Below are 23,619 nucleotides of genomic sequence, written 5' to 3' on the forward strand. Positions count from 1 at the left end.
GCAGGCCCGCCTATGTCAAAAAACACACCAACGTCAGAAAATACGACAGCGACAACCACTGTTGATCCTTTTGCCGACCGAGAGTCGAAAAATTACGATAACCCAGTACCAAGCCGAGAGTTCATTATTTCGTTTCTAACAGACGCGAATATTCCGATGAACCGCAACGATCTATTCGAAGCTTTGGGTCTTGCTGGAGAGGAACAATATGAAGGGCTGCGTCGTCGTTTGCGTGCAATGGAGCGTGATGGACAGCTTATCTTTACTCGTCGTCAGTGCTACGCATTGCCTGAGAAGATGGAACTGATCAAAGGCTATGTGATTGGTCATAAAGACGGTCATGGTTGGGTTCGCCCAGACGGCAGTGTGGGTAAAGACAATGATATCGTGCTGCCGCATCATCAGATGAAAACCATCATGCACGGTGATTACGTATTGGTTCAGCCTACTGACAACAGTAAACGTGGTCGTCGTGAAGGTCGTTTGGTTCGTGTTCTTGAAGAGCGCAAAACGCCACTTGTTGGTCGCTTCTTCCTAGAATATGGCCATTCTTACGTGGTTGCTGATGATTCGCGTATTAGTCACGACATCCAGATCCCTACTGAGCATAAAGGCGGTGCTCGAATGGGTAATGTGGTTGTGATTGAAATTACGGATCGTGGTGGTCGTTCTCGTAACATGATGGGTAAAGTGACCGAAGTTCTTGGTGAAAACATGGCGCCGGGTATGGAAACGCAGATCGCGATCCGTACTCACCAGATCCCACAAGAGTGGCCTGAAGCGGTAGATAAGCAAATCGAAAACCTAGGTGAGCATGTTCCTGAAGAAGCAAAAGAAGGACGTGTAGACCTGCGTAAACTGCCATTGGTTACCATTGATGGTGAAGATGCGCGTGACTTCGATGATGCGGTTTACTGTGAAGCGAAGAAAGGCGGCGGCTGGCGTCTATGGGTAGCGATTGCTGACGTAAGTTACTACGTTCGCCCAGATACAGCGCTAGACAAAGAAGCGATTAACCGTGGTAACTCGGTATACTTCCCGTCACAAGTCGTGCCAATGCTGCCAGAAGTGCTTTCAAATGGTTTGTGTTCATTGAACCCTCAGGTAGACCGTTTATGTATGGTGTGTGAGATGACTATCTCAGACAAAGGTAAACTGTCAGGCTACAAGCACTACGAAGCGGTAATGAATTCTCATGCTCGTCTTACTTATAACAAAGTAGGCGCGATCTTAGATGGCAATGAAGAATTACGTGAGCGTTACGAACCTGAAGTACCACATCTTGAAGAGCTTCATAAGATGTATAAGGTGCTTAAGAAAACGCGTGACGAACGTGGTGCGATTGAATTTGAAACGGTAGAAACTAAGTTTATCTTCAATGCGGATCGTAAGATCGACCGTATTGAGCCAGTAATTCGTAACGATGCACACAAGATCATCGAAGAGTGTATGATTCTTGCGAATATCGCATCGGCATCTTACGTAGAAAAAGCGAAAGAGCCTGCGCTGTACCGTGTTCACGAAACTCCGGGCGAAGAGCGCTTAATGGGCTTCAAGAGCTTTTTAAGTGAATTAGGTTTAACACTGGAAGGTGGTCTGTCGCCATCACCAGTAGACTATGCACAACTGATGCAACAGATTAATGAACGTGAAGATCGTGAATTAATCCAAACTATGCTGCTACGCTCAATGAAGCAAGCGGTATACAACGCGGATAACGCGGGTCACTTTGGTTTAGCTCTTAAACGCTATGCTCACTTTACCTCGCCAATTCGTCGTTACCCAGATTTGCTATTGCACCGTGCGATTAAGTACCTTATTGCGAAAGAAGAAGGTCGTAACAGCGAACGTTGGACGCCAACTGGTGGTTACCACTACACTTTCGATGATATGGACTTCTACGGCGAGCAGTGTTCAATGACTGAACGTCGTGCTGATGACGCAACGCGTGAAGTAAACGACTGGTTGAAGTGTGAATACATGCAAGACCATGTCGGTGAGGTGATGGATGGTGTGATTGCCAACGTGACTGGTTTTGGCTTCTTTGTTCGTCTAACTGAACTGCACATTGATGGCTTGGTGCACATCTCAGCGCTAGCGAATGATTACTACCAATTTGATGCTGTTGGTCAGCGTCTAGTGGGTGAAAGCTCAGGTAATATCTACCGCTTGGGTGATTCGGTTAAAGTGAAGGTTTCTGCGGTTAATTTAGAAACTCGCCAAATCGACTTTGACTTAGAAGACACTGATCGTCAGCCGCGTGGCAAAGGCAAAACAGCCAAGAAGCGTGCAGCCGAAGCGATGAAAAAGGCGAAAAGCAAGAAGCGCTCAGCAGTGAAGAGTAATAAGCCAGGTGTATCAGCGAAGCCTATGGTTGAGCCAACTAAGCGACCTGACGGAAGCAGCGAAGGCCCTGCTAAGAAGAAAAAGCCAGCGAATAAAACCGGTGCTGCTAAAGCTCGCGCTAAGAAAAAGCGTGCTGCAAGCCGTAAGCCAAAGGCTGATAACTCTTAAGACTGATAGATCTTAAGGCTAAATAAGGCGCTCTGCTAATCAGGTTTAGCGCCTAACTGATTTAATTTAATGCGAGAGTATCAGGCGTAAGACGCTACTCTCGAAATGAACAACACAGAGAGGGATGCATCGGCATTGATGTCATTCTTCTCTGAGCAATAAGAGTAACTTGAGACAATGAGTAACGAATTTATTTACGGTATTCACGCGGTGAAAGCCGTACTAGAAAAAGATCCTGCACGTTTTATCGAAGCGTATGTATTGAAAGGTCGCCAAGACGAGCGTCTTCTTCCATTACTGAACCAACTGCAACAGTTTGGTGTGTCGATTCAACAGATGGGTCGTAAGCCGTTGGATGAAAAAGCACAAGGTGCGAATCACCAAGGTCTTATTGCTAAGGTGAAGCCTGCTAAGCAGCTTAATGAAACTCACCTAGACGATATCCTAGCGCAGCACGAACAGCCTTTGCTGTTAGTTCTAGACGGCGTAACAGACCCTCATAACCTAGGCGCTTGTCTACGTAACGCGGATGCCGCAGGTGTCGCTGCTGTTATCGTACCTAAAGATCGCTCTTCGCCGTTAACAGCAACGGTAAGCAAGGTTGCATGTGGCGCAGCTGAAACGGTTCCTCTCGTGCGCGTAACCAACCTAGCTCGCACAATGCGTGCACTGCAAGAGCAGGGCGTATGGTTTGTGGGTACGGCAGGTGAAGCAACGCATGATATCTATCAAGCGAAGCTAACGGGTCCTCTTGCGGTAGTTATGGGTGCAGAAGGTGACGGTATGCGTCGTTTAACTCGTGAAACTTGCGATGATCTGATTAAGATTCCAATGGCAGGTAGCGTATCGAGCTTAAATGTTTCTGTGGCGTCGGGTATTTGCCTGTTCGAAGCGGTAAGACAGCGTTTAGCTCAGTAATGCGTTAACGCTGCTTTAAGTCTATGAATTTATTAGCGCTCACCACTTGCTGGTGGGCGTTTCTTTTTAGGCTGTTATAGCAAAATCCATCGGTTTGTCGGATGGCTAGATGGCGACAGAAAAACTGTTTCATTATTCACCAAATAGCGCTTGCCAATACCGGGTTCTTTCTATAACATTTGCCGTCCTTAAAACTCGGTCATTTATCTTTAGTTCCTTGCTTCCTCTGGACGACCGGGCCACTCGTGGAAGCTAATAATCCGTAAGGAGCAACCAAATGCGTCATTACGAAATCGTATTCATGGTTCACCCTGATCAAAGCGAGCAAGTTGCTGGCATGATCGAGCGTTACACTGGTTCTATCACTGAAGCTGGCGGTACTATCCACCGTCTAGAAGACTGGGGTCGTCGTCAAATGGCTTACCCAATCAACAAGCTTCACAAAGCTCACTACGTTCTTATGAACGTTGAAGCTGGTCAAGAAGTGATTGACGAGCTAGAAACTGCTTTCCGTTTCAACGATGCAGTTCTACGTAACATGATCATGCGCACTAAAGGCGCTGTGACTGAGCAATCTATTATGCTTAAGCAAAAAGAAGAGCGTGCAGAGCGTGCTCCTCGTCGCGAAGAGCGTACAGAAGCTAAACCAGAAGCAGCTGCTGAGTAATTCTTTTTTGGCTTAACGCCTTAAAAAATTCTCAACTTGTTTTAGGTCATTGATAGTTATTTCGATAATTGTGAAAGACCGCTTTACTAAATTTAAGATCAGGAGATAGCCCATGGCTCGTTTCTTCCGTCGTCGTAAATTCTGCCGTTTCACTGCAGAAGGCGTACAAGAGATTGACTACAAAGACGTAGCAACTCTTAAAAACTACATCACTGAAGCTGGTAAAATCGTACCTAGCCGTATCACTGGTACAAGCGCTAAGTACCAGCGTCAACTAGCTCGCGCTATCAAGCGTTCTCGTTACCTAGCTCTACTACCGTACACTGACAAGCATCAGTAATCGGTAATAGTTAATAATAGTTTAAGAGGACTAAGATAATGCAAGTTATTCTACTTGATAAGATCGGTAACCTAGGTGGCCTTGGCGACCAAGTAAACGTTAAATCTGGTTACGCTCGTAACTTCCTTATCCCACAGGGTAAAGCAGTTATGGCAACTAAAGACAACGTTGCTATGTTCGAAACTCGTCGTGCTGAACTAGAAGCTAAAGTTGCTGAGCAACTAGCTGCTGCTGAAGCTCGTGCAGAGAGCGTTAACACTCTAGAAGGCGTTACAATCGCTTCTAAAGCTGGTGACGAAGGTAAACTATTCGGTTCTATCGGTACTCGTGACATCGCTGACGCTATTACAGCGGCAGGTGTTGCAGTAGCTAAGAGCGAAGTACGCCTACCTGAAGGCGCTCTACGTAACATCGGCGAATTCGAAGTAAGCATCCAACTTCACTCTGAAGTTTTTGCTACTGCGAAAATCGCTATCGTTGCAGCTGAGTAATTTCAGTACCAAGACGAATTCTTTCTTTTGAAAGTTTTAAAACACCAGCTTCCGCTGGTGTTTTTTTATGTCTGGAATATAGGAAAGTACAAGGAAGGGCTACAGTAGGTAAAAAGCTTACGGTGATCCATAAGCTGTTATTGCTGAACAAGTTGTTCTCAAGGTTAGAGGTGGCCTAAGATTAGAACTGGAAGAGCAAGTTGATCGATAGAACAGAGTCTTGTTTGCTTAAGCCTTCAGGCACTTTATCGTGGTACTGGCGAGAGTGAGCGATCTTCAGCGCGATATTGTCAGTAATATCGTTGATGGCTTCTAACTCAGTATCAAACTTTAGGTTACTGTGACCAGAGACAAGCGTCACGTCTGCCTTGAGCAGCAAATTCTTCAACACCTGCCATGACGTATTCACGTTGCCACGGAAAATTGCCTCTTCAACAATCTCTGGGAAGATGATGTCATCATCATCAATCTCATCAAGGTTCGGTTCTTGGTAACGAAAACCTGGTCCCACTTCGACTTCCAACACAAACTCTTCGGTATTCGAAAACTGGTAACCCAGACCACTCGAAATTGTGTAGTCCTTAAAGTAAGCACTGTATCTCGAGTCGACTCCTTTGAAACTGCCGTAAAGGTAGGTTTTAGGGCTTAACTTGTAGTCACTCTGAGCTGAGTAAGTCGATTGCCTTTTATCTTCTTCGCCATCTTTGTAGAGGTTGTAGTATTTCCATTCACCACTGGTTCTATGACGGCCAGCCGTGTACTCACCGTTAAGGCGTGCGTTAAGCGCTCGTGAATCAGAGTTACCAGTATGCGACTGATATCCAAATTCGACTTCCGTTTTTAGCGGGCTCGGCAGTTCTGTATCACTTGTATCACTCGGTGCGATATCCAACTCTTTTTCTTCAGGTGTCGGTGCAACGACGATCGGCTCAGCAGTAGGTTCTGAAACTACTATAGAGTCGAGGATTGCATCAACAGAGTCTTTAGCATCATCAGCTAAGGCCATCGGAGCGCTCAGGAGACCAGTGCTTAGAAGACCAGTGCTCAGAGCCAATAATTTGGACACGCATACCTCTAGTTATACAGTGAGTGAATGGCAGGATCGTAATGCTACCCTTGGTTAATTCCGTCAGCAATAGGTAAATTCTTCCTGAAGAATAAAACAAACTCATAGGATCGGATTACAAACGGATGTTCTTGGGTATAATGAACGATCATTATTAGTTATTGAGTGTAGTCATAGTGGATACCAAAAGTCAGAAATCAGCCAACGATCAGGTGGACGCCATCAAGGTCCCGCCACATTCATTAGAAGCTGAGCAATCTGTTATTGGCGGTTTGTTATTAGATAACGAACGCTGGGATACAGTTGCCGAAAAGGTTGTGGCCAAAGACTTTTATAGCCGTCCTCACCGTCTGATCTTTGAAGCGGTAAAGGATATCCTTGAAGAAAGTTCTCCTCTGGATCTTATTACACTCTCTGAACATTTAGAGCTGCGTGAGCAACTTGAAGAAGTGGGTGGCTTTGCTTACCTTGCTGACTTAGCGAAAAACACACCAAGTGCCGCAAACATCAATGCGTATGCGGATATCGTAGCGCAACGTGCACTTGTTCGTAGCCTGATTGGTGTCGCGAATGAGATTGCTGATTCTGGTTATGACCCTCAAGGTCGTACATCGGAAGAGCTGGTTGATCTTGCTGAAAGTAAAGTCTTCGCGATTGCCGAAGGCCGTGCAAGTGAAAACGAAGGTCCACAAAACGTTGATAGCATTCTAGAGAAGACGCTAGAACGTATCGAGATCCTATACAAAACGCCGCAAGATGGTGTGACAGGTGTCGATACTGGCTTCAACGACCTCAACAAGAAAACAGCAGGTCTACAAGGCTCTGACTTAATTATTGTTGCTGCTCGTCCATCGATGGGTAAAACCACATTTGCGATGAACTTGTGTGAAAACGCGGCGATGAAGCAAGACAAACCGGTTTTAATCTTCTCGCTAGAGATGCCAGCCGAACAGCTGATGATGCGTATGCTTGCGTCACTTTCTCGCGTAGACCAAACCAAGATTCGTACTGGTCAGCTAGATGATGAAGATTGGGCTCGTATCTCGTCGAGTATGGGTATTCTGATGGATAAGAAGAATATGTATATCGATGACAGCTCGGGTCTAACGCCAACAGAAGTGCGTTCTCGTGCTCGACGTATCGCTCGTGAACACGATGGTATCTCTATGATCATGATAGATTACCTTCAATTAATGCGTGTACCTTCGTTATCTGATAACCGTACTCTTGAAATCGCCGAGATTTCTCGCTCATTGAAAGCGTTAGCAAAAGAGCTCAACGTTCCGGTTGTGGCACTTTCTCAGCTTAACCGTTCCCTAGAGCAACGTGCTGATAAGCGCCCAGTAAACTCGGATTTGCGTGAATCAGGTTCGATTGAGCAAGATGCCGATTTGATCATGTTCATCTATCGTGATGAGGTTTATAACCCAGATAGTTCCTTGAAAGGCATTGCTGAGATCATCCTTGGTAAGCAACGTAACGGTCCGATCGGTTCTGTTCGTCTTACGTTCCAAGGCCAACACTCCCGATTTGATAACTATGCAGGCCCTGCATTTGATGATGAGTAATCGCTAATGACTTACATGAAAGCGGCGACGGCGAGCATTGACTTAAACGCGCTCGAACATAACCTGAACCAGATAAAGTCGAAGGCTCCTCAGTGCAAGGTCATGTCTGTTGTGAAAGCCAATGGCTACGGACACGGCTTACTGCATATAGCCAAGCATTCAAAAAGCTCTGATGCTTTTGGTGTGGCGCGTATTGAAGAAGCGTTACAACTTCGTGCTGGTGGCATTGTTAAACCTATTTTGTTGCTGGAAGGATTTTACTCTTCGTGCGATTTGCCAATCTTGGTGACCAATAACATTCAAACGGTGGTGCATTGTGAAGAGCAATTAAGCGCGCTAGAGAATACGGATTTGGAAACACCCGTTGTGGTATGGCTAAAAGTCGACAGTGGTATGCACCGATTAGGTGTTCGCCCTGAGCAATACCAAAACTTTGTTGAGCGTTTGCATCAATGTGCGAATGTTGCCAAACCTCTACGTTACATGAGCCACTTCGGTTGTGCTGATGAACTGGATAGAGCAACCACCGTTGAACAGACAGAGCTTTTCTTGTCGCTTACTGAAGGTTGTGAAGGGGAGCGTTCACTTGCTGCCTCTGCGGGTTTACTCGCTTGGCCAGACAGCCACCTTGATTGGGTTCGTCCGGGAATCATATCTTACGGTGTCTCTCCGTTTGTTGATAAATCAGCGCAAGAGCTTGGATTTTTGCCTGTGATGACCCTGACCTCACACCTAATTGCCGTTCGCGATGTGAAAGCCGGTGAAAGTGTGGGTTATGGCGGAAACTGGACCAGTGAACGTGATACCAAGGTTGGTGTTATCGCGATTGGTTACGGTGATGGTTATCCTCGTACTGCACCTAACGGTACTCCAGTGTTCGTTAACGGTCGAAAAGTACCGATCGCAGGACGTGTGTCAATGGACATGCTAACGGTTGATCTAGGCCCTGATGCGGCAGATAAAGTGGGTGATGAAGCGACTCTGTGGGGTAAAGATTTACCTTCAGAAGAAGTGGCTGAACATATCGGCACTATCGCTTACGAGTTAGTCACTAAGCTGACTTCGCGTGTTGCGATGGAATATGTGAAGTAATCATGGATCTTGATAAGTAAATTATGTTCAAGCGAACGACTCGAAGCTGGCTAATGTCTGCAATGACATTACTCGGTGTCAGCTTTTCTTCTTCCGCTGTGAGTGAAGAAAAAGATTCAGCCTTTGTTCCTTTCTACTTCAGCACCGAAACCATGGGTAACACCTTTGGGGTTGCGGGTGTCGCAAAGGGTGTTTGGCAACCTCAAGCCGCTCTGTTTGGTATGGCACTCTATTCAGACAAAGACAGTTACGTCGGTTTTCTATCGGCTTTTAACTATGCCTTGTCTGAGAACGTATTGTTTAGCACTCAGATGTATCAAGCGCGCTTCAACGACAACCCGTATTACATTGGTTCTCAAGGCGATAATGATTCATCTATCGATGACAAAACCATTGCTGATGGCTTAGAGCAAAACTATCAGTTTGAGTTTAAGTATTTGCTACCTTGGGGCAACGTTGCAGAACACGGTTTACTCGGTGCTTTTCAGCCAATCAAAGATGTGAGCTTTGCTTCGCCAATCGAATCGGGTGTCAGTTCGATTCTATTTACGCCTTTTTATACTGCTCGTGAGTTGGAAGGTTTAAATAATACCGAGGAGGCAACAGGCTTTAGTTTGGCGTTTGATTGGGATAACCGTGATAGCACACGCAACCCGACCAGAGGTTCTCACACTAACCTTGAGTTCACCACTGGCGCAGAGAGTTGGTCTAACGATGACTTGTGGCTTAAGTGGACCTTCCAAAATAGCCAGTACTTTGCTTTAGGTCCTTTAGGGGACTTATTCGATCAACAAGTTGTGGCACTCGATTTCTATACTGCTGATACACCAACCTGGGATAACTGTTCTGGGCAGGATTGTGCTCGTCCACCGGAAACAGAACAAGCTCGACTTGGTGGCTTGTATCGTTTACGAGGTTATACCGGAGGTCGTTATCACGGTCGCTCTGCAGTTCATTATTCTGCTGAGTACCGAGTACTTCCTGACTGGCAACCACTTGGCGATATCCCACTGATAAACTACTACGATTTGCCTTGGTGGCAATGGGTAGCGTTTGCTGAATTAGGGCGCGTTGCCGATGAGTACGACATCAAAACACTGCACTCGGACATGAAATGGAGCTTAGGTGGCGCGGTGCGTTTCCAAGTGGAAGGCATTGTTGTACGTGCTGAGTTGGCGCGAGGTGGTGACGAAGGGGCCTTTAGGGTTATGATAAACCAGCCCTTCTAAACCTTTTGGCCTACAGTAGGCCAAATACTATTTTTATAAGAGTGGTCGTGGAAACACACCACTCTTTTTTATTAACAAGATATTGTTTTTATTAAGGAGATCTTGTTTTCAAGCAGTCTACTCACCTTGCATCGTAGCAATCACAGTTCGGCTTCCACCACAATCTCGGTGCTCTCCTAAGTAAATACCCTGCCATGTTCCTAAAGCTAAACGACCATTGCTAATTGGTATTGTCACACTGGTGCCAAGTGTCGATGCTTTAATGTGGGCAGGCATGTCATCATCACCTTCATAGGTGTGTCTGTAGTAGGGCGCTCGCTCTGGGACAAACTTATTAAAGTGCGACTCCATATCGGTACGGACGGTAGGATCAGCGTTCTCGTTTAGCGTGAGGCTGGCAGAGGTATGTTGGATAAAAAGATGTAATAAACCAACAGATAGAGAATTGATATCGTGTATCTGTTGTTCAATTTCATCAGTAATGAGATGAAATCCACGCTTTCGTGCATTTAGGTGTATAGTCTTCTGAATCCACATACGCCATCCTTTATAATGTATTTGGAAAAAAAGTGGTTTAACGCTATCTTTTGAACTTGAATTTATCAGCTATCGCTCACATTTAATTATGTTAGAGCTAGAGTCTGTACCGATTCTTCTGTCAGGAAATCTAATCCTGATTTATCTCAAGGTACAGCTCTTCATATGCGGCATAATACTTCGTGAAAAAAAATTACAAAGAATCTTTCAGTGGTGACGCGGTTTGGTCATCACAGAAAAATATAAACTTTCGCCTAATCGGGGGTTCTATTCATCACCCAGGTGACGTTTAGAATAAAACCTACAGTAACATCGGGATAGATACCATGTTGAAAAATATCAACCCAACGCAAACACAAGCGTGGAAAGCTCTAACGGCACATTTTGAGTCTGCTCAAGATATGGATATGAAAGAGCTGTTTGCTCAAGATGCAAAGCGTTTCGAGAGCTTTTCTACTCGTTTCGGTTCTGACATCTTAGTGGATTACTCTAAGAACCTTATCGATGCTGAAACTATGCAGCACCTATTTGCTCTTGCGAACGAGACTGAAGTTAAGTCTGCAATCGAAGCAATGTTCGGTGGTGATGCAATCAACAAGACTGAAGGTCGTTCAGTACTTCACACTGCTCTACGTAACCGTAGCGACAAGCCAGTAATGGTTGACGGCAAAGACGTAATGCCAGCAGTTAACGCTGTACTAGCAAAAATGGAACTGTTCACACACCGCATCGTTTCTGGTGAGTGGAAAGGTTACACAGGTAAAGAGATCACTGATGTTGTAAACATCGGTATCGGCGGTTCGGATCTTGGTCCATACATGGTGACTGAAGCACTAACGCCATACAAAACTCGCCTAAACATGCACTTCGTTTCTAACGTAGATGGCACTCACATCGTTGAGACACTTAAGCCTCTTAACCCAGAAACAACGCTATTCTTAGTGGCATCTAAAACATTCACGACTCAAGAAACAATGACTAACGCGCACTCTGCACGTGATTGGTTCTTGGCTGAAGCGGGTGACAACGCACACGTAGCTAAACACTTCGCAGCACTATCAACTAACGCAACTGCGGTCGCTGAGTTTGGTATTGATACTGACAACATGTTCGAATTCTGGGACTGGGTTGGTGGTCGTTACTCACTATGGTCTGCAATCGGTCTTTCTATCTCACTATCTGTTGGCTTCGATAACTTCGTTGAGCTACTAGAAGGTGCTCACGAGATGGATAACCACTTTGCTTCAACTGAGTTTGAAAGCAACATTCCAGTAATCCTTGCGCTTATCGGTATTTGGTATAACAACTTCCACGGCGCTGAGTCAGAAGCAATTCTACCTTACGATCAATATATGCACCGTTTTGCGGCTTACTTCCAACAAGGCAACATGGAATCGAATGGTAAATTTGTTGACCGTGACGGCAATCCAGTAGAATACCAAACTGGTCCTATCATCTGGGGTGAACCAGGTACAAACGGTCAGCACGCTTTCTACCAACTGATTCACCAAGGCACTAAGCTGATCCCATCAGACTTTATTGCTCCTGCTATCAGCCACAACCCAGCATCTGATCACCACCAGAAGTTGATGTCTAATTTCTTTGCTCAAACTGAAGCACTAGCATTCGGTAAGACAAAAGAGACAGTGGAAGCTGAATTCCTAGCGGCTGGCAAAACAGCTGAAGAAGTGGCTGAGCTTGTACCTTTCAAAGTATTTGAAGGTAACCGTCCAACGAACTCTATTCTTGTTAAGCAAATCAACCCTCGCTCTTTAGGTAACCTAATCGCGATGTACGAGCACAAGATCTTCGTTCAAGGCGTTATCTGGAACATCTTCAGCTTCGACCAATGGGGTGTAGAACTTGGTAAGCAACTAGCAAACCAAATTCTTCCAGAGCTTGCTGACGATGCTCAAGTAACGTCTCACGACAGCTCAACTAACGGTCTAATCAACGCATTTAAAGCGCTTAAAGCTTAATTGAGTTGATAGCACCAAAAAAACGCCAACCTTCGGGTTGGCGCTTTTGTATCTGTATAGCAAGCATTGGTTAAATCGCAGGTAATAAAAAAGGCTGGCATGATGCCAACCTTCTTTGAGTTGATACTCAGTACTGCTAGAAATAAACAGCTGTTATTCGAAACAGATCTCGATGAAAGCATTACCCCATTGAGATGAGAAAGGCATGATGATGATTGCCCCATCACACTTGTGACGAATCGTATGACCTTTACCGGAAACCACGATTGGTGTTGCCATATCGAAGTCAAAACCGCTTTCCGCAAGAATACGTTTCGCACCGCCAGTCACCATGTTAGTGATTTCACCCACCATATCGGTCACTTCTTCGTTGAGGCCGTTTGGTCGTTCACCAAGCATGTTTTCCATGATTTCGAGAGCGAGACCTTCATCAAAGGTGATCGACATAGAGCCACGAGATTGTGTACCCACCATACCAATTAGGCCGGATACATCACCACGAGCGATTTCATCTTTCTTAACTCTCGGTTTTTGTGGCTTCAATTCTAGAGAAGCCATCGTTTTTAATACGTTCATCAAAGAAGCTAAAAACGGGTTTACAAATTCAGCGCGCATAATGTTCTTCTATAATCTTATTCTTTCATCTCGGAGGAGCAAGATTGGCAAATGCCATGCGATTCAATGACATGATTCGTCAATTGAAAGCCATGCTTCTCAGCGTTACTGGCGAGTAGGGTGACAAGCGCATCGTCCTGCAGTTCTATCACAGTGCCACATTTATCGCAGATCAGTAGTTGGGAGAAATGTTTGTTTGCATTGCAAGAACAGCAACATATGAAGCTATTGGTTGATTCAACTCGGTGAATGAAACCTTGTTCCAACAAGAAATCCAAAGCACGATAAACTGTAGGAGGCTTGGCTTGCGGTTCACTGACTTTCAACTGCTCTAATAATTCATAAGCACTGGAGGCTTTTTTATTAGAGAAAATGAGCTCAAACACTCGCTTTCTCTGAGGTGTTAATCTAACGCCTCGAGATGCGCATATCCCTTCAACTTGCTCTATTAATGTGTGGTCCAAATTTTTCACCATTCAATCGGACATCCCTATTCAAACCCTATTTCTAGGTTACTACGTTTTGGGAGCCAATGATTTCTATTAAAGTCAGGTACAGAGCGTATTGTGACCCACGACTTTGAATAAGACAAGGTAACTCAAAATGACAGTGTGACTCAAGGCATAACTGATTAATGAGGTTGAATTAGAGATCTGGTGAATAGGTTTATAAAAAAGTATGAGGTAAAGTTGATATGACATCTTCATTTGAGTTCAATTTAGCTCAATTAATTTTTCTTACAATAATGTGCTGTTTTAAATCACATTTCTTATCGCATACTGTTCCTTATTCGCTAAAATCGATGCCTAATATAGACTAGAAGAAGACTATTGACCCCTCCTGTCAACATGAGCTTGTCATGGTGTATTGGAGTTTTAGTCTTTAATTTCAAATGCTTGGAGTTAAGCTGTGGAGCAGGTAAACAAAGAATCATTTCTGAAACTGTTGTCCATCTATAATCAAAGAGAAAAACGTTATCAACAACGTTTGGATGACTTTAAGGCCATGAGGGATAAGCTTGAAGAAGTGGAAGAACCAAGAGTTAAAAAAAATGAGCTATACATCAAACTGGCTATAGCCGCAGCTATTATTTTAGTCATCGCCTTTATCTTTATTTAAGTCGTCAAATTGGAAGGGAATAAAATGAAAAAGCATTTTGACGCTTTGGCTAAAGCTTCATTAGAAAGTAGTCATCTTAACCTTGGTGAATGGTATGAAAGCTATGGTTTAGCACTGCACTTATTCAAGTCTGATAGCAAAATTTACACAAAGGCGATGAAAAAGCGAGACGGTCATAAAAAGCACATTGCAAAATATATTGAACCTAAGTTACTCACCACGGAAGGAGTAACTGAGGAGTTTAAAAAAATAATGCGTTGGAAGACCTTTGTTGAACGATGTGACGCATATTACGAACCTATTGCAAAGCCTCAAGATCGCGTGCATCACTTGTCTGCAGTATTGGAGGCTTTGTCCGATGAAGATGTTCCACGAGCTTTAATCGAAATCGATAATTTGCCGGTTGACTACTTGATCAACGATACTTTTTGGGGCGAGGTCATTCTCTTTATCGTTGCCGCAAGATCAGGAGATCAAGAGCAGGCCCGATCAATAACGCAAGAACTGTACAACATGGCGCAGAGCGATCACAACACAGCGTTACTTAGCCATTTGTTACCAGCTTTATGTAAGAAATATTTAGATGAAGAGTATTATCCATGGCAAATGAAGGCTCGTGTAGTGAACTGGAATGGAGAAACTTATCATTGTGTTCCGGTATTAATACACAACTTTGATGCTTTTGGTGGTCAAGAGTACATAAACCATACTCCTGTCAGACAACGTGCTCGCGTTGAAAGAAAACATAGCGTGGATTACGTGTATTCTACAGACCGTTATGGAAACCGAGGTCAAAGCATCGCGAGTGCGACTGCTAATGTTGGAATCGCCGTAGCGAGTGCGACAGGTAAAGTTATCGGCCATACTTTGCTTTTGGGCGCCGCAGGGGCGATATATCTAGCGTTAGCCGGTAAGATTCGAGTAAATCACTACAATAATTCCAATCATAAGATAGTCTTAAATCGTAAGACCGAGATGCCTGTCAATTCGTGTGGTTATATCGTGACTAAACAGAACAGTACTATTGAACCATGGCAGGATGAAGAGGGGAGCGAAAGCATAGACAATAGCTTTTCGTTTTTGAACTTCACAGATGGTTTGGCTTATCCATGTCGAAAGGGGTATGACATCCCAGATGAACAAGGGCTTATTCAATTATTATTTGATGAAATAATGTAATCATGATTTGTATTTATGAGTTTTTGAGCCTTTGCTTTCAATCAAATTAAACCATTAAATACGTCCACTCCAACAACATATCAACAATCGAAATCAATGGTTGGAGTCATCATATATTAGCACTTTGCGGTCTCCGTGCTTGGAGGCCGACTTTGTCGTGCTCAGCGTGTGAAACCCAGTTATGTCACATATAAGCTACCAACGGATAAGGATCTCATGTTTTCACCACCTTCACGTGTAACCACGCTTTCAAGAGGGCTGCTTGTCACTACTATTGCTCTTATTCAGGGATGTTCATCTACAGATAAAGTAACACCACCACAACCAACCTTGGAGCGAGGGCTTGGATTACCTGCAGATGCAAAACTAATCTCGAATCATAACTCAGCAGAGGGGCGAGAAATGTTTCGTGATATGCAGTTGGCGTTAAAATCGCGCAATCTTTATCAAACCATGGGAGGGGATATCTCTTACATCAAAGGACAGTGCCCTATTGATGTTATCGCCCACCGTGGCAGCTCTAATTATGCTGAAAACTCTCGTAATGCGATTCAAATGGCGGCGGTAAGTGGTTTTGATGGAGCAGAAATTGATGTGATGCTGACGCGTGATAAAGATTGGGTTGTACATCACGACATAGAAACAGGAAGAGCAACCGCTCGTAGTGATGGTAAGCGATATCGCGTGAGTCGTATGAAGAGTAGTGAGTGGAACTCTCTGAGTGGAAGGAGCCCTGACGGAACATTAGATGGGTATCGTCCCGCTTATTTCAATGAAGCCGTGAATGATTGGTACCATTACGCAACGATTGAACAACCCCTTAATATTGAAATAAAAACATCAGATGGCTCCATGGAAGATTTGTTTAAACTCGACGAAATGGCCAGACAAAGTCTCCCCTATAGAAACTATTTTTATTCATCAATGGATATGGACGTTCTGAAAAAAATGCGGGAAATCAATTCAAGTGTTTATCTTGGGTATGCATGGGAGCCTCATTCGGCGTCGGTTGCTCAGTTTAAGCGGGATGCAAAACGAGGCATGGGTTCTGATGATTATTATCAGGAAAATCAAAAGAATATCGATCGCGCTTTTGCAATGGAAAGTCGTTATCGTAAGCACAAGCCAAAACATTCAGCGAAAACGGTGAAACGAATACTTGGTCCCAATAGTGGCTTACATGTTGATATAAGAAGTTACCAACAATACGCCACAATTTATAGCCGTGCGAAAGCGCAAGGCATGAAGGTGGTGACTTATACGATTAACGGAACGGATTACCACCAAGATCAATTGGTCTCGTTAGCTAAGGCAGGTCGACCTCTGCCAGATGAGGCGATCATGGATACCAGTAAGTTCTCTATTTGTCAGCAGCTTGCTCCACAGCTTGTCGTTCAATCAAATGGCTACCAACCCACAACGTTAGCAGGCGAAACCGTTGCTGGCCTACCCAATGACGCTGATTTTCACCGACTCTATGAACAAATAGATTACCTCAAAGATGGCCATTACATCACTAACCGAGGTCTCATTAGGAGTGTGTCATATTCCAAGCCTGCTAGCGTGAAAGGTGTGAAAAAAAGAACGCAAACAACGCAGAGCGCGAAGCCAGCAGTGCTGTTTGATATTCAAGATGAAGATTTAAATTTAAGTAACGATGCGATCAGCATTTCGATGCCGACAGAAAAATGATGTTTGATGAGAACAGGGATAGACAAATTATGGAAGCGTTAAGATGAAACCAGTTCCTAGCCAGGACGTAATAACCACAAATAATAAGAAGCCGAAATGGTTGGCTGTTTTGTTGTTTTTTTGTTCACTTCTTTATCTTTTTCCTGAAGTCGCTTTCAACGCCAAGTTGGTTGAAATTGCGGGTGGAATCGATGTTAGTGATGTTCAATTACATAAAACGGAGCTATTTGGCCGAACCATCTCAGGGATCGGGGTGACTTTAATTGTTGCGGATTTTCTACTTAAAGGATGGCTGACCACGACGAAGTTTCGCGCTATTTCATCGTTGGTCGTGATTACAGCTTTGGTTTGGCCAACGGTTTTTTTTGGTCAAAAGGCGGTAATAGATAAATGGTTGATTGAACCGAGTAGTGCAAAGCAGAGACAGGAGGCTTTCTTTTCCTCTGTACTGCGATCTAGTTTAGCGATGAATGCGATTAATATCGAAGGGATCCCTTATAACTCAGAGGCGAGTACCGAGTCGTCAGAAATGACTTTTCTCGCTTTGATCGGTGGGTTGGTTTACAGCAATGATGCATTCTTAAGTCATATTGATGATAAGAAAGTTCAAATTTTGGATCGTTATATTCAAAATCGAGCAAACGCCAATTTCGATGAGCACTATGCGAACTATAAAGTATTACGGAGTGAAGTTCAGCAATCGTGGCATCAATATCAAAAACATGTTGGGGCGTATAATCAGACGGTAGAGTCTCGCCATCAAAAGGCCAATCAAGCGTGGGAAGAGGTCGAGTCGACCGTCGCGACGGGGTATCGTGATTATCAACAGGCGAGTAAGGCCTATTTAACGAGAGCAGAGGCGAGAGCACAAAGAGTTGCACAACCTATTTTTGACCTATTTGATGATAAAGAACGCTGTTATAAACGCAAAGGAAGCTCAAGAGCCAATTGTATCAGCCGCATTGAAGATCGCTATGAACGCTTATTAAAAGATAACTCGATTCCCCACCAACCGATGGATTATTGGTTAGAGAAAACCTTTCGACGAACGAAAGGTGAAACATCTTGGGGGGAAGCATTCGGTTCTCTAGGCTTATCAGTTATCCAAGCCGGTATTGAGCAGGCGACAGGGCAAGCTGGAGAAGCCATTCAAGATAAAACGTATACCAATAGTGTCGCTCATTACACACCACGAATACTGGCAGTGTGGCAAAAACAGTTCTTAAAAGAGACCGGTTATCCTATGGGAATCGACTCTATGTCGGAGTTTCGCTCCCACTCTACAACAGCAAGTAAGGTTCGTACTCAAGTTCATCGAAAGGGGATCCATTTAGACTCCAATTGGCAAATAAACCAAATTAGCGTGTTTAAAAATGCAGTCAGAAACAAAGTTATGAAGGACACCAAAGCTCGTTGGCATGCCGAGGCAAAGCAGCGGGGTTACGACATTGAACCGAACTTATCTTGGAATGATTTTCAAAAAGTAGCCGAAGTTCAGCAACAAATAAAGAATCGTATGGGCGAACGTTATTACGTCGAGCCCATGATGGCGACGTGGAATAATAAGCAATTTTACCAACAGGTTATTGTTCCAAATGTGAGGCGTGAGAGAGATTATTGGCTAGGTTATATTGAGGCGTCACGCGCTCAGTTTGCTGATGATGGCCCTTATGCTGAACAAGGCAAAGCGGCATTGCGTTCTATCATTGTGCCGCCAATATCAATGGGACTATCGCTATTTCTCGTTGTCCTAACGGTGTTTAAGCTGCCAGGAAAATTTATCGTGTTGATGAATTACCATAAACCACGGCCAGCACCGAACTTGAAGAGCAAGGCTCTGAATATAGGCAGCTCGTTTATCGTCATATTCGTTATTCTTGTTGTGCCTGTGAATGTATTTTCATCCAAGTACACTCAAACGGACTCAACGATTGGCTTTTTCTTAGAGCAAGTCAGTGACACACTATCTCCGTCGGCTTCTTATGCCGTTCGTTGGGTGATACATACTCAACCGTTGATTCATCCACTTGGCGCTCAAATAGACAAAAGTATGCGTATTACTGATGGGTTTTCTACCTCTTTGGAGCATTCGGTAGCGGAGTTGGATGGTGTTTTTGCTCGTTATTTAACTCAGCGTGCTGAGAGCGAACCGGTGAGTTCAGCTAAAAACAATAATGAAGCCCAAACGGAGTTTCCTATGTACATCAATTCAAATGCACAGAACCAACCGGGTTTTAAGGTTCGAATAATGAATATTAAGCCTAGGTACCAAGCCGGTATGCGATTGCCAGAGGGTAATTATGATGTTGAGGTCCGTGCCAATGGATACCAACCAAAGCGTTTATGGGTAAAGCACAGTAAAGGAAAAGCCTCTCACCGAATCGAACTTGAAAAGTTGGTTATTTAAGTCCGCGTCATAGAAAGTGAACAGAAGAAAATGATCTGCTCCTTCCACTAAAAAGGGTTTAGCGTTACTTGGCGCGGGAGCTGCTTTGGTAGCTGCTCACCCTGAACTTATCACCGCGAGTGTATCTGCAGACGGTGTTCAATTCGGTGGCATTATTGGCGCAAGTGCTCCAATAGTATTTGGCCTATGGGAAACCCTACGCAATGAGTTCAAGTAATGGCAGAGTATCAAACAATCATTGTTGCCGTTGTCAGTGCTTTATCTAGTGGTGTAGGTGTGGGCGTTGCGCTTAAAACGGATGTGAAGTGGCTGCGCTTAATGATGGAAAAGATGGATGAGCGTTTGACTCGACTTGAAAGTAAAAGCCCTAATTCATAGGGCTCTACTTATTCAATAGTGTTGCTCTACTGCTTTAGTTATTTCTGCTCGTCTAACACGAATGTACCTCTAATCCTGATTAGCTAAATACTCATTCACATGTCGTTAATGGTTGTTTTCACGACCTAAAACAATCAATTTCACATTAACACTCGAAACATTAGTGCGTTATTGCCTAATCGAACCATATCTATGTATTATGGGATTACTCTCATAATTCAGATTTAGGAAAATATGAAAAAATATCGTTCTTCGATGGTATTCGTACCCGGTGGTATGCCAGAACTTACTTATATTGAGCGTGTTGAAAGTAGCATAAGAGATTCACTCGAATCCGCTCAGGACAATTTATGTAAACTAGTAACTCTTACTGGTCAAACAAAGTCAGGAAAGACAGTGTTATCTCAACGAGTTTACCCTGAACTAGAAGATAATAATGTTTGGATCAATGGTGGGTCAGTCGAAGATGAAGACGATGTTTGGGAACAAATACTTAGTGCATTAGATGGATGGACTAGCTTTGAAATAACAGAAAGCAACGGTTCTTCGAATAAACTGAAAGGAACTGGTAAAGGAAAAGGTAGCGTTGGTTTTGCATCGGTAGATGCATCAATTGGTGCCGAAACATCCGCAAACTCTTCAACTGCAACTAAGTCATCACTTGCTATGTCCTCTAAAAGTGCTGCATTAAAAGCTTTGAAAGCTTCTGGTGCTAATTTAATCATTGATGATTTTCATTATTTTGCACGAGACTTACAGGGCAAGTTTGTACGAGCTGTCAAGCCTTTAGTATTTCATGGTGTCGCAGTGATTTTAATTGCCATACCTCACAGACGCTACGATGCTATAAAAGTAGAGCGAGAGATAACAGGGCGGATTGAAAATATTACAATGCCCTACTGGGAAGAAGATGAGCTTAAGCAAATTCCACTAACTGGCTTCCCATTACTTAACGTCGAAGTTTCAGATAGTGTTGTCAATAGGTTAACCATTGAATCTATGGGTAGCCCTCATTTGATGCAAGAGTTCTGTCGACAGTTGTGTAAGGTCAACAAAATTGAAGAGACACGCCCGAATACAGTTCACATTTACGAGTTCGATGATTCAATTTTTCAGCAAGTTGGTGAGTCTACAGGTAAGATTATTTTTGACAAACTATCTACGGGACCACGCCAGCGTTCTGATAGAATCCAACGTACCCTGACTAACGGGGAGAAAGTTGATATCTATAAAGTTGTCTTATTAGCGTTGGCGAGACTCAAGCCAGCGATGCAAACGGTTACTTACGAAGAACTTAGGACTGCTGTCCGAGAAATTCTTACAGATTCTGTTCCTCAGGCGCACGAGGTGACTCGAGTACTTGAAAAAATGAGTGAAATAGCTTCTTCAGATGAAGCATCAACTCCTGTTATTGACTGGGAAAAAGAAGAGCAAAAACTTCATATCACGGACCCATTCTTTGCCTTCTATTTAAAGTGGGGCGCTCCACAGGTTTAAGTAGAAATAGGGCTTCTTATGAAGCCCTTTTTTCAACGTTTGATTCTTGATATCTCGCGTATGGTTCAATGTCACGTTCTAGAGTACGCAATGTAAACACTCATTATTGAGTCTTATGATGCAACTTATGCGGAAACAATTGAGTATAAACCTGCCACAAAATGTTCAAGTTTCGGTGACCTGTCACTTGAGCTACTTCTTCAATTGAGTAGCCCTTTTCAAATAGTCGACTTGCTCCCTCTCTTCGTAGGTCGTGATACCTCAAATCCTCAATACCTAACTCGTTTCTCACTCTTTGAAAGCCTGCGCTAACACTTCGTGAGTTGTATGGGAAAATAAGCTCACCTTTGTTTGGTTGCTTTAGTGCGATCTCAAATGACTCACCAAGTAGCGGGACAATCATGTGATTACCTTCTTTCTTTCTTGGGTCTTTTCTATCTCTAACGAGCATCCTCTTATGCTCTTGGTTTAGGTCTTCCCAACGCAGCTTGCAGACTTCACCAATTCGCATACAAGTAAGAATACTGAACTCAAGAATGTCAGTGAATGGAATTCGAGTTGTGCCGTTTGGCCGGAAAGACTCGCGTTGTTCTAATCCAAGCTTTAATAGTTTCAGTTCTTCAGAAGTTGGGCGACGTGTTCGCTTCTGACTCTTACCAACTAACCCCATATCAATCAGAACTGGGACGGCTTCATCAAATATCTGGTGATTGGTGTCGATGTTGAAGACAGGCTTAGACTTTTTCATTACAGAACGTAGGTAAGCAATATCATGATAAATCGTTGCGGGTTTGGCTCCTGCGCCTCTTCTGTTTTTACAGTGCTCGATTAAGTCGCTAGTTAGTAGCTGATTACTCTCAACTTGGGCGATGTCGCAATCCCTAAGCATTTTAATAACGTAGCGTTTTGTGCGGCCTGTATTGTCCCAGAGATCACGCTCAGCCATGAACAAATCGAGGAGTACCGAAAGGGGGACTGTTTTTGGCTGATTGAGTACCCCTTGAGCTTCGAGTTCAGCTACCCTTTTTTTACCGAAAACTTTAGCGAGTGCTTTCTTTTTTAGAGTTTTGCTTTCCCTGTGTATAATGCGCGAATTCTTTTTAACGATGATTGTTACCTTGAACCTTGGTTCACCGCTTTTTAGCTTTCTGGTCTCGATGGTATAACTTGCCATTGTCCAACTCCTAAAGGGGTACTTGAGGGGTACTACAGGAAGTAATTCCGTTTAATTCTAGGTAATTCACTGTATGTTTGTACAGTATTAATTGGGGCTGAATCATGACAAACACTAATAAAACCAGTAAATACGCTAGTAACCGACTTTCTGTTGCACCCATGCTCGATTGGACTGACCGCCACTGTCGTTACTTTCACCGTTTGCTTTCTCAGCAGACTCTTCTGTACACGGAAATGGTAACAACGGGCGCGATCTTACATGGTAAGGGCGACTTCCTAGAATATAACGAGCAAGAACATCCTCTTGCACTTCAACTCGGTGGTTCAAACCCGGTTGATCTTGCGGCTTGTGCCAAGCTTGCTGGTGAGCGTGGTTACGATGAAGTGAATCTTAACGTAGGTTGCCCTTCAGACCGAGTTCAGAATGGTCGATTTGGTGCATGCTTGATGGCTGAGCCCGAGTTGGTGGCAGATTGTGTTTCAGCGATGAAAGAAGTCACTGATATTCCAATTACCGTGAAAACGCGTATCGGTATCGATGACCAAGACTCTTATGAGTTTCTAACTAAGTTTGTTTCGACGGTTTCTGAAAAAGGTGGCTGTGAGCAATTTACTATTCACGCGCGTAAAGCGTGGTTGAGTGGCCTTAGCCCGAAAGAGAACCGTGAGATCCCACCGCTAGATTATGATCGTGCATACCAAATCAAGAAAGATTTCTCTGATCTGGTGATTGCCGTGAATGGTGGCATTACTACTCTTGAGCAAACTAAGGAGCACTTGCAACACCTTGATGGTGTGATGATTGGTCGTGAGGCTTACCATAGCCCATTTATTTTGGCTGAAGTTGATCAACAGATCTTTGGTTTAGACACACCAATTAAGAAGCGCTCACAGGTTGTCGAAGAGATGTACCCGTACATCGAGCGTGAACTTTCAAATGGCGCAAGCTTAGGTCACATATCTCGTCACATGCTTGGTTTGTTTCAAAGCATGCCTGGTGCAAGACAATGGCGTCGCTACATCAGTGAAAACGCACATAAGAAAGGTGCAGGTATTGAAGTGATGCAAACAGCATTGGCTAAGATCCCTAAAGAGCTAAATGTTTAAGCTCCCTCTAAGTTAAAAACTTAAGGTTAAATTCGCCACTAGAGGTTA

At 43.9% G+C, this 23,619-nt stretch carries 22 protein-coding genes; 17 read left to right on the forward strand and 5 right to left on the reverse strand.

Going from position 1 to position 23,619, the window contains the following annotated elements; genetic code table 11:
* Nucleotides 1-12 precede the first annotated feature (12 nt).
* The 5 genes from rnr to rplI all read left to right on the forward strand — a co-directional run bounded on the left by rnr (nucleotide 13) and on the right by rplI (nucleotide 4,930).
* Nucleotides 13-2,514 carry a ribonuclease R gene (gene rnr, locus AB4323_RS19925; protein ID WP_017063179.1) on the forward strand — a complete coding sequence of 834 codons (2,502 nt, stop codon included), beginning with the start codon at nucleotides 13-15 and terminating at the stop codon, nucleotides 2,512-2,514.
* 177 nt (nucleotides 2,515-2,691) lie between these two features.
* Nucleotides 2,692-3,432 carry a 23S rRNA (guanosine(2251)-2'-O)-methyltransferase RlmB gene (gene rlmB / locus AB4323_RS19930; RefSeq protein ID WP_017063180.1) on the forward strand — a complete coding sequence of 247 codons (741 nt, stop codon included), beginning with the start codon at nucleotides 2,692-2,694 and terminating at the stop codon, nucleotides 3,430-3,432.
* 277 nt (nucleotides 3,433-3,709) lie between these two features.
* Complete coding sequence (rpsF, locus tag AB4323_RS19935) at nucleotides 3,710-4,099, forward strand: 30S ribosomal protein S6 (protein ID WP_004741278.1); 390 nt, start codon at nucleotides 3,710-3,712, stop codon at nucleotides 4,097-4,099.
* Between the two features lie 112 nt (nucleotides 4,100-4,211).
* A complete protein-coding gene (gene rpsR / locus AB4323_RS19940) occupies nucleotides 4,212-4,439 on the forward strand; it encodes a 30S ribosomal protein S18 (RefSeq protein WP_000090472.1) in 228 nt (75 codons plus the stop codon).
* Nucleotides 4,440-4,477: 38 nt separating this feature from the next.
* Nucleotides 4,478-4,930, forward strand: coding sequence for a 50S ribosomal protein L9 (gene rplI / locus AB4323_RS19945; RefSeq protein ID WP_010434182.1), 453 nt, complete (start codon nucleotides 4,478-4,480; stop codon nucleotides 4,928-4,930).
* Nucleotides 4,931-5,111: 181 nt separating this feature from the next.
* Here rplI and AB4323_RS19950 read toward each other — a convergent pair whose 3' ends face one another.
* The gene (locus AB4323_RS19950; protein WP_372153178.1) at nucleotides 5,112-5,996 is read right to left on the reverse strand and encodes a DUF481 domain-containing protein; all 885 of its coding nucleotides are present in this window, start codon (nucleotides 5,994-5,996) and stop codon (nucleotides 5,112-5,114) included.
* Between the two features lie 176 nt (nucleotides 5,997-6,172).
* Between AB4323_RS19950 and AB4323_RS19955 the strand changes: the two genes are divergently transcribed.
* Genes AB4323_RS19955 through AB4323_RS19965 form a run of 3 tightly spaced genes read left to right on the forward strand, consistent with a single transcriptional unit; the run spans nucleotide 6,173 to nucleotide 9,885 of the window.
* On the forward strand, nucleotides 6,173-7,564 hold the full coding sequence (locus AB4323_RS19955; RefSeq protein ID WP_016767560.1) for a replicative DNA helicase: 1,392 nt from the start codon (nucleotides 6,173-6,175) through the stop codon (nucleotides 7,562-7,564).
* Nucleotides 7,565-7,570: 6 nt separating this feature from the next.
* Nucleotides 7,571-8,656 (forward strand): alanine racemase, encoded by a 1,086-nt coding sequence (gene alr / locus AB4323_RS19960; RefSeq protein ID WP_065584772.1) that lies wholly within the window; start codon nucleotides 7,571-7,573, stop codon nucleotides 8,654-8,656.
* 23 nt (nucleotides 8,657-8,679) lie between these two features.
* A complete protein-coding gene (locus AB4323_RS19965; RefSeq protein WP_372153180.1) occupies nucleotides 8,680-9,885 on the forward strand; it encodes a BamA/TamA family outer membrane protein in 1,206 nt (401 codons plus the stop codon).
* 117 nt (nucleotides 9,886-10,002) lie between these two features.
* Here AB4323_RS19965 and AB4323_RS19970 read toward each other — a convergent pair whose 3' ends face one another.
* The gene (locus AB4323_RS19970) at nucleotides 10,003-10,422 is read right to left on the reverse strand and encodes a secondary thiamine-phosphate synthase enzyme YjbQ (RefSeq protein ID WP_017059938.1); all 420 of its coding nucleotides are present in this window, start codon (nucleotides 10,420-10,422) and stop codon (nucleotides 10,003-10,005) included.
* A 326-nt stretch (nucleotides 10,423-10,748) separates the two neighbouring features.
* Between AB4323_RS19970 and pgi the strand changes: the two genes are divergently transcribed.
* Nucleotides 10,749-12,401: a glucose-6-phosphate isomerase gene (gene pgi / locus AB4323_RS19975; protein ID WP_017071572.1), complete on the forward strand. Its 1,653-nt coding sequence runs from the start codon at nucleotides 10,749-10,751 to the stop codon at nucleotides 12,399-12,401.
* 153 nt (nucleotides 12,402-12,554) lie between these two features.
* Here pgi and AB4323_RS19980 read toward each other — a convergent pair whose 3' ends face one another.
* Nucleotides 12,555-13,016, reverse strand: coding sequence for a chemotaxis protein CheX (locus tag AB4323_RS19980; RefSeq protein WP_017059940.1), 462 nt, complete (start codon nucleotides 13,014-13,016; stop codon nucleotides 12,555-12,557).
* A gap of 17 nt (nucleotides 13,017-13,033) precedes the next feature.
* Complete coding sequence (zur, locus tag AB4323_RS19985; RefSeq protein WP_017078243.1) at nucleotides 13,034-13,492, reverse strand: zinc uptake transcriptional repressor Zur; 459 nt, start codon at nucleotides 13,490-13,492, stop codon at nucleotides 13,034-13,036.
* Between the two features lie 433 nt (nucleotides 13,493-13,925).
* On the opposite strand from zur, the gene AB4323_RS19990 reads away from it, so the two are divergent.
* The 7 genes from AB4323_RS19990 to AB4323_RS20020 all read left to right on the forward strand — a co-directional run bounded on the left by AB4323_RS19990 (nucleotide 13,926) and on the right by AB4323_RS20020 (nucleotide 21,288).
* A complete protein-coding gene (locus AB4323_RS19990; RefSeq protein WP_017059942.1) occupies nucleotides 13,926-14,135 on the forward strand; it encodes a hypothetical protein in 210 nt (69 codons plus the stop codon).
* Between the two features lie 24 nt (nucleotides 14,136-14,159).
* Entirely contained in the window at nucleotides 14,160-15,314 is a 1,155-nt protein-coding gene (locus AB4323_RS19995; protein ID WP_372153182.1) for a hypothetical protein, read from the forward strand.
* Nucleotides 15,315-15,530: 216 nt separating this feature from the next.
* Entirely contained in the window at nucleotides 15,531-17,006 is a 1,476-nt protein-coding gene (locus tag AB4323_RS20000; protein ID WP_372101203.1) for a glycerophosphodiester phosphodiesterase, read from the forward strand.
* 43 nt (nucleotides 17,007-17,049) lie between these two features.
* Nucleotides 17,050-19,413 (forward strand): hypothetical protein, encoded by a 2,364-nt coding sequence (locus AB4323_RS20005; RefSeq protein WP_372153184.1) that lies wholly within the window; start codon nucleotides 17,050-17,052, stop codon nucleotides 19,411-19,413.
* Between the two features lie 85 nt (nucleotides 19,414-19,498).
* The gene (locus tag AB4323_RS20010) at nucleotides 19,499-19,630 is read left to right on the forward strand and encodes a hypothetical protein (protein ID WP_372148486.1); all 132 of its coding nucleotides are present in this window, start codon (nucleotides 19,499-19,501) and stop codon (nucleotides 19,628-19,630) included.
* Complete coding sequence (locus AB4323_RS20015) at nucleotides 19,630-19,791, forward strand: hypothetical protein (protein WP_372153186.1); 162 nt, start codon at nucleotides 19,630-19,632, stop codon at nucleotides 19,789-19,791. Before AB4323_RS20010 ends, AB4323_RS20015 begins: the two co-directional genes overlap by 1 nt.
* Nucleotides 19,792-20,025: 234 nt before the next feature.
* Nucleotides 20,026-21,288 carry a hypothetical protein gene (locus AB4323_RS20020; protein WP_372153188.1) on the forward strand — a complete coding sequence of 421 codons (1,263 nt, stop codon included), beginning with the start codon at nucleotides 20,026-20,028 and terminating at the stop codon, nucleotides 21,286-21,288.
* Between the two features lie 103 nt (nucleotides 21,289-21,391).
* Here the strand turns inward: AB4323_RS20020 and AB4323_RS20025 are convergent, their stop codons facing one another.
* Nucleotides 21,392-22,462 (reverse strand): tyrosine-type recombinase/integrase, encoded by a 1,071-nt coding sequence (locus AB4323_RS20025; protein ID WP_372153190.1) that lies wholly within the window; start codon nucleotides 22,460-22,462, stop codon nucleotides 21,392-21,394.
* A 104-nt stretch (nucleotides 22,463-22,566) separates the two neighbouring features.
* Between AB4323_RS20025 and dusA the strand changes: the two genes are divergently transcribed.
* Complete coding sequence (dusA, locus tag AB4323_RS20030) at nucleotides 22,567-23,571, forward strand: tRNA dihydrouridine(20/20a) synthase DusA (RefSeq protein WP_019822275.1); 1,005 nt, start codon at nucleotides 22,567-22,569, stop codon at nucleotides 23,569-23,571.
* The last annotated feature ends 48 nt before the right edge of the window (nucleotides 23,572-23,619 follow it).

Origin of the sequence: Vibrio sp. 10N.261.52.C11 (assembly GCF_041471405.1) — a bacterium.
Classification (GTDB): domain Bacteria; phylum Pseudomonadota; class Gammaproteobacteria; order Enterobacterales; family Vibrionaceae; genus Vibrio; species Vibrio crassostreae_C.

What these genes read in the sequence shown, in the direction of transcription:
- zur (WP_017078243.1), bottom strand. Translation starts at nt 13,492, where the DNA reads ATGGTGAAAAATTTGGACCACACATTAATAGAGCAAGTTGAAGGGATA.
- AB4323_RS20020 (WP_372153188.1), top strand. Translation starts at nt 20,026, where the DNA reads ATGAAAAAATATCGTTCTTCGATGGTATTCGTACCCGGTGGTATGCCA.
- AB4323_RS20015 (WP_372153186.1), top strand. Translation starts at nt 19,630, where the DNA reads ATGGCAGAGTATCAAACAATCATTGTTGCCGTTGTCAGTGCTTTATCT.
- AB4323_RS19995 (WP_372153182.1), top strand. Translation starts at nt 14,160, where the DNA reads ATGAAAAAGCATTTTGACGCTTTGGCTAAAGCTTCATTAGAAAGTAGT.
- AB4323_RS20025 (WP_372153190.1), bottom strand. Translation starts at nt 22,462, where the DNA reads ATGGCAAGTTATACCATCGAGACCAGAAAGCTAAAAAGCGGTGAACCA.
- rlmB (WP_017063180.1), top strand. Translation starts at nt 2,692, where the DNA reads ATGAGTAACGAATTTATTTACGGTATTCACGCGGTGAAAGCCGTACTA.
- AB4323_RS19980 (WP_017059940.1), bottom strand. Translation starts at nt 13,016, where the DNA reads ATGCGCGCTGAATTTGTAAACCCGTTTTTAGCTTCTTTGATGAACGTA.
- dusA (WP_019822275.1), top strand. Translation starts at nt 22,567, where the DNA reads ATGACAAACACTAATAAAACCAGTAAATACGCTAGTAACCGACTTTCT.
- AB4323_RS19970 (WP_017059938.1), bottom strand. Translation starts at nt 10,422, where the DNA reads ATGTGGATTCAGAAGACTATACACCTAAATGCACGAAAGCGTGGATTT.
- AB4323_RS20005 (WP_372153184.1), top strand. Translation starts at nt 17,050, where the DNA reads ATGAAACCAGTTCCTAGCCAGGACGTAATAACCACAAATAATAAGAAG.
- rpsF (WP_004741278.1), top strand. Translation starts at nt 3,710, where the DNA reads ATGCGTCATTACGAAATCGTATTCATGGTTCACCCTGATCAAAGCGAG.
- pgi (WP_017071572.1), top strand. Translation starts at nt 10,749, where the DNA reads ATGTTGAAAAATATCAACCCAACGCAAACACAAGCGTGGAAAGCTCTA.
- rplI (WP_010434182.1), top strand. Translation starts at nt 4,478, where the DNA reads ATGCAAGTTATTCTACTTGATAAGATCGGTAACCTAGGTGGCCTTGGC.
- rnr (WP_017063179.1), top strand. Translation starts at nt 13, where the DNA reads ATGTCAAAAAACACACCAACGTCAGAAAATACGACAGCGACAACCACT.
- AB4323_RS19965 (WP_372153180.1), top strand. Translation starts at nt 8,680, where the DNA reads ATGTTCAAGCGAACGACTCGAAGCTGGCTAATGTCTGCAATGACATTA.
- AB4323_RS20000 (WP_372101203.1), top strand. Translation starts at nt 15,531, where the DNA reads ATGTTTTCACCACCTTCACGTGTAACCACGCTTTCAAGAGGGCTGCTT.
- rpsR (WP_000090472.1), top strand. Translation starts at nt 4,212, where the DNA reads ATGGCTCGTTTCTTCCGTCGTCGTAAATTCTGCCGTTTCACTGCAGAA.
- alr (WP_065584772.1), top strand. Translation starts at nt 7,571, where the DNA reads ATGACTTACATGAAAGCGGCGACGGCGAGCATTGACTTAAACGCGCTC.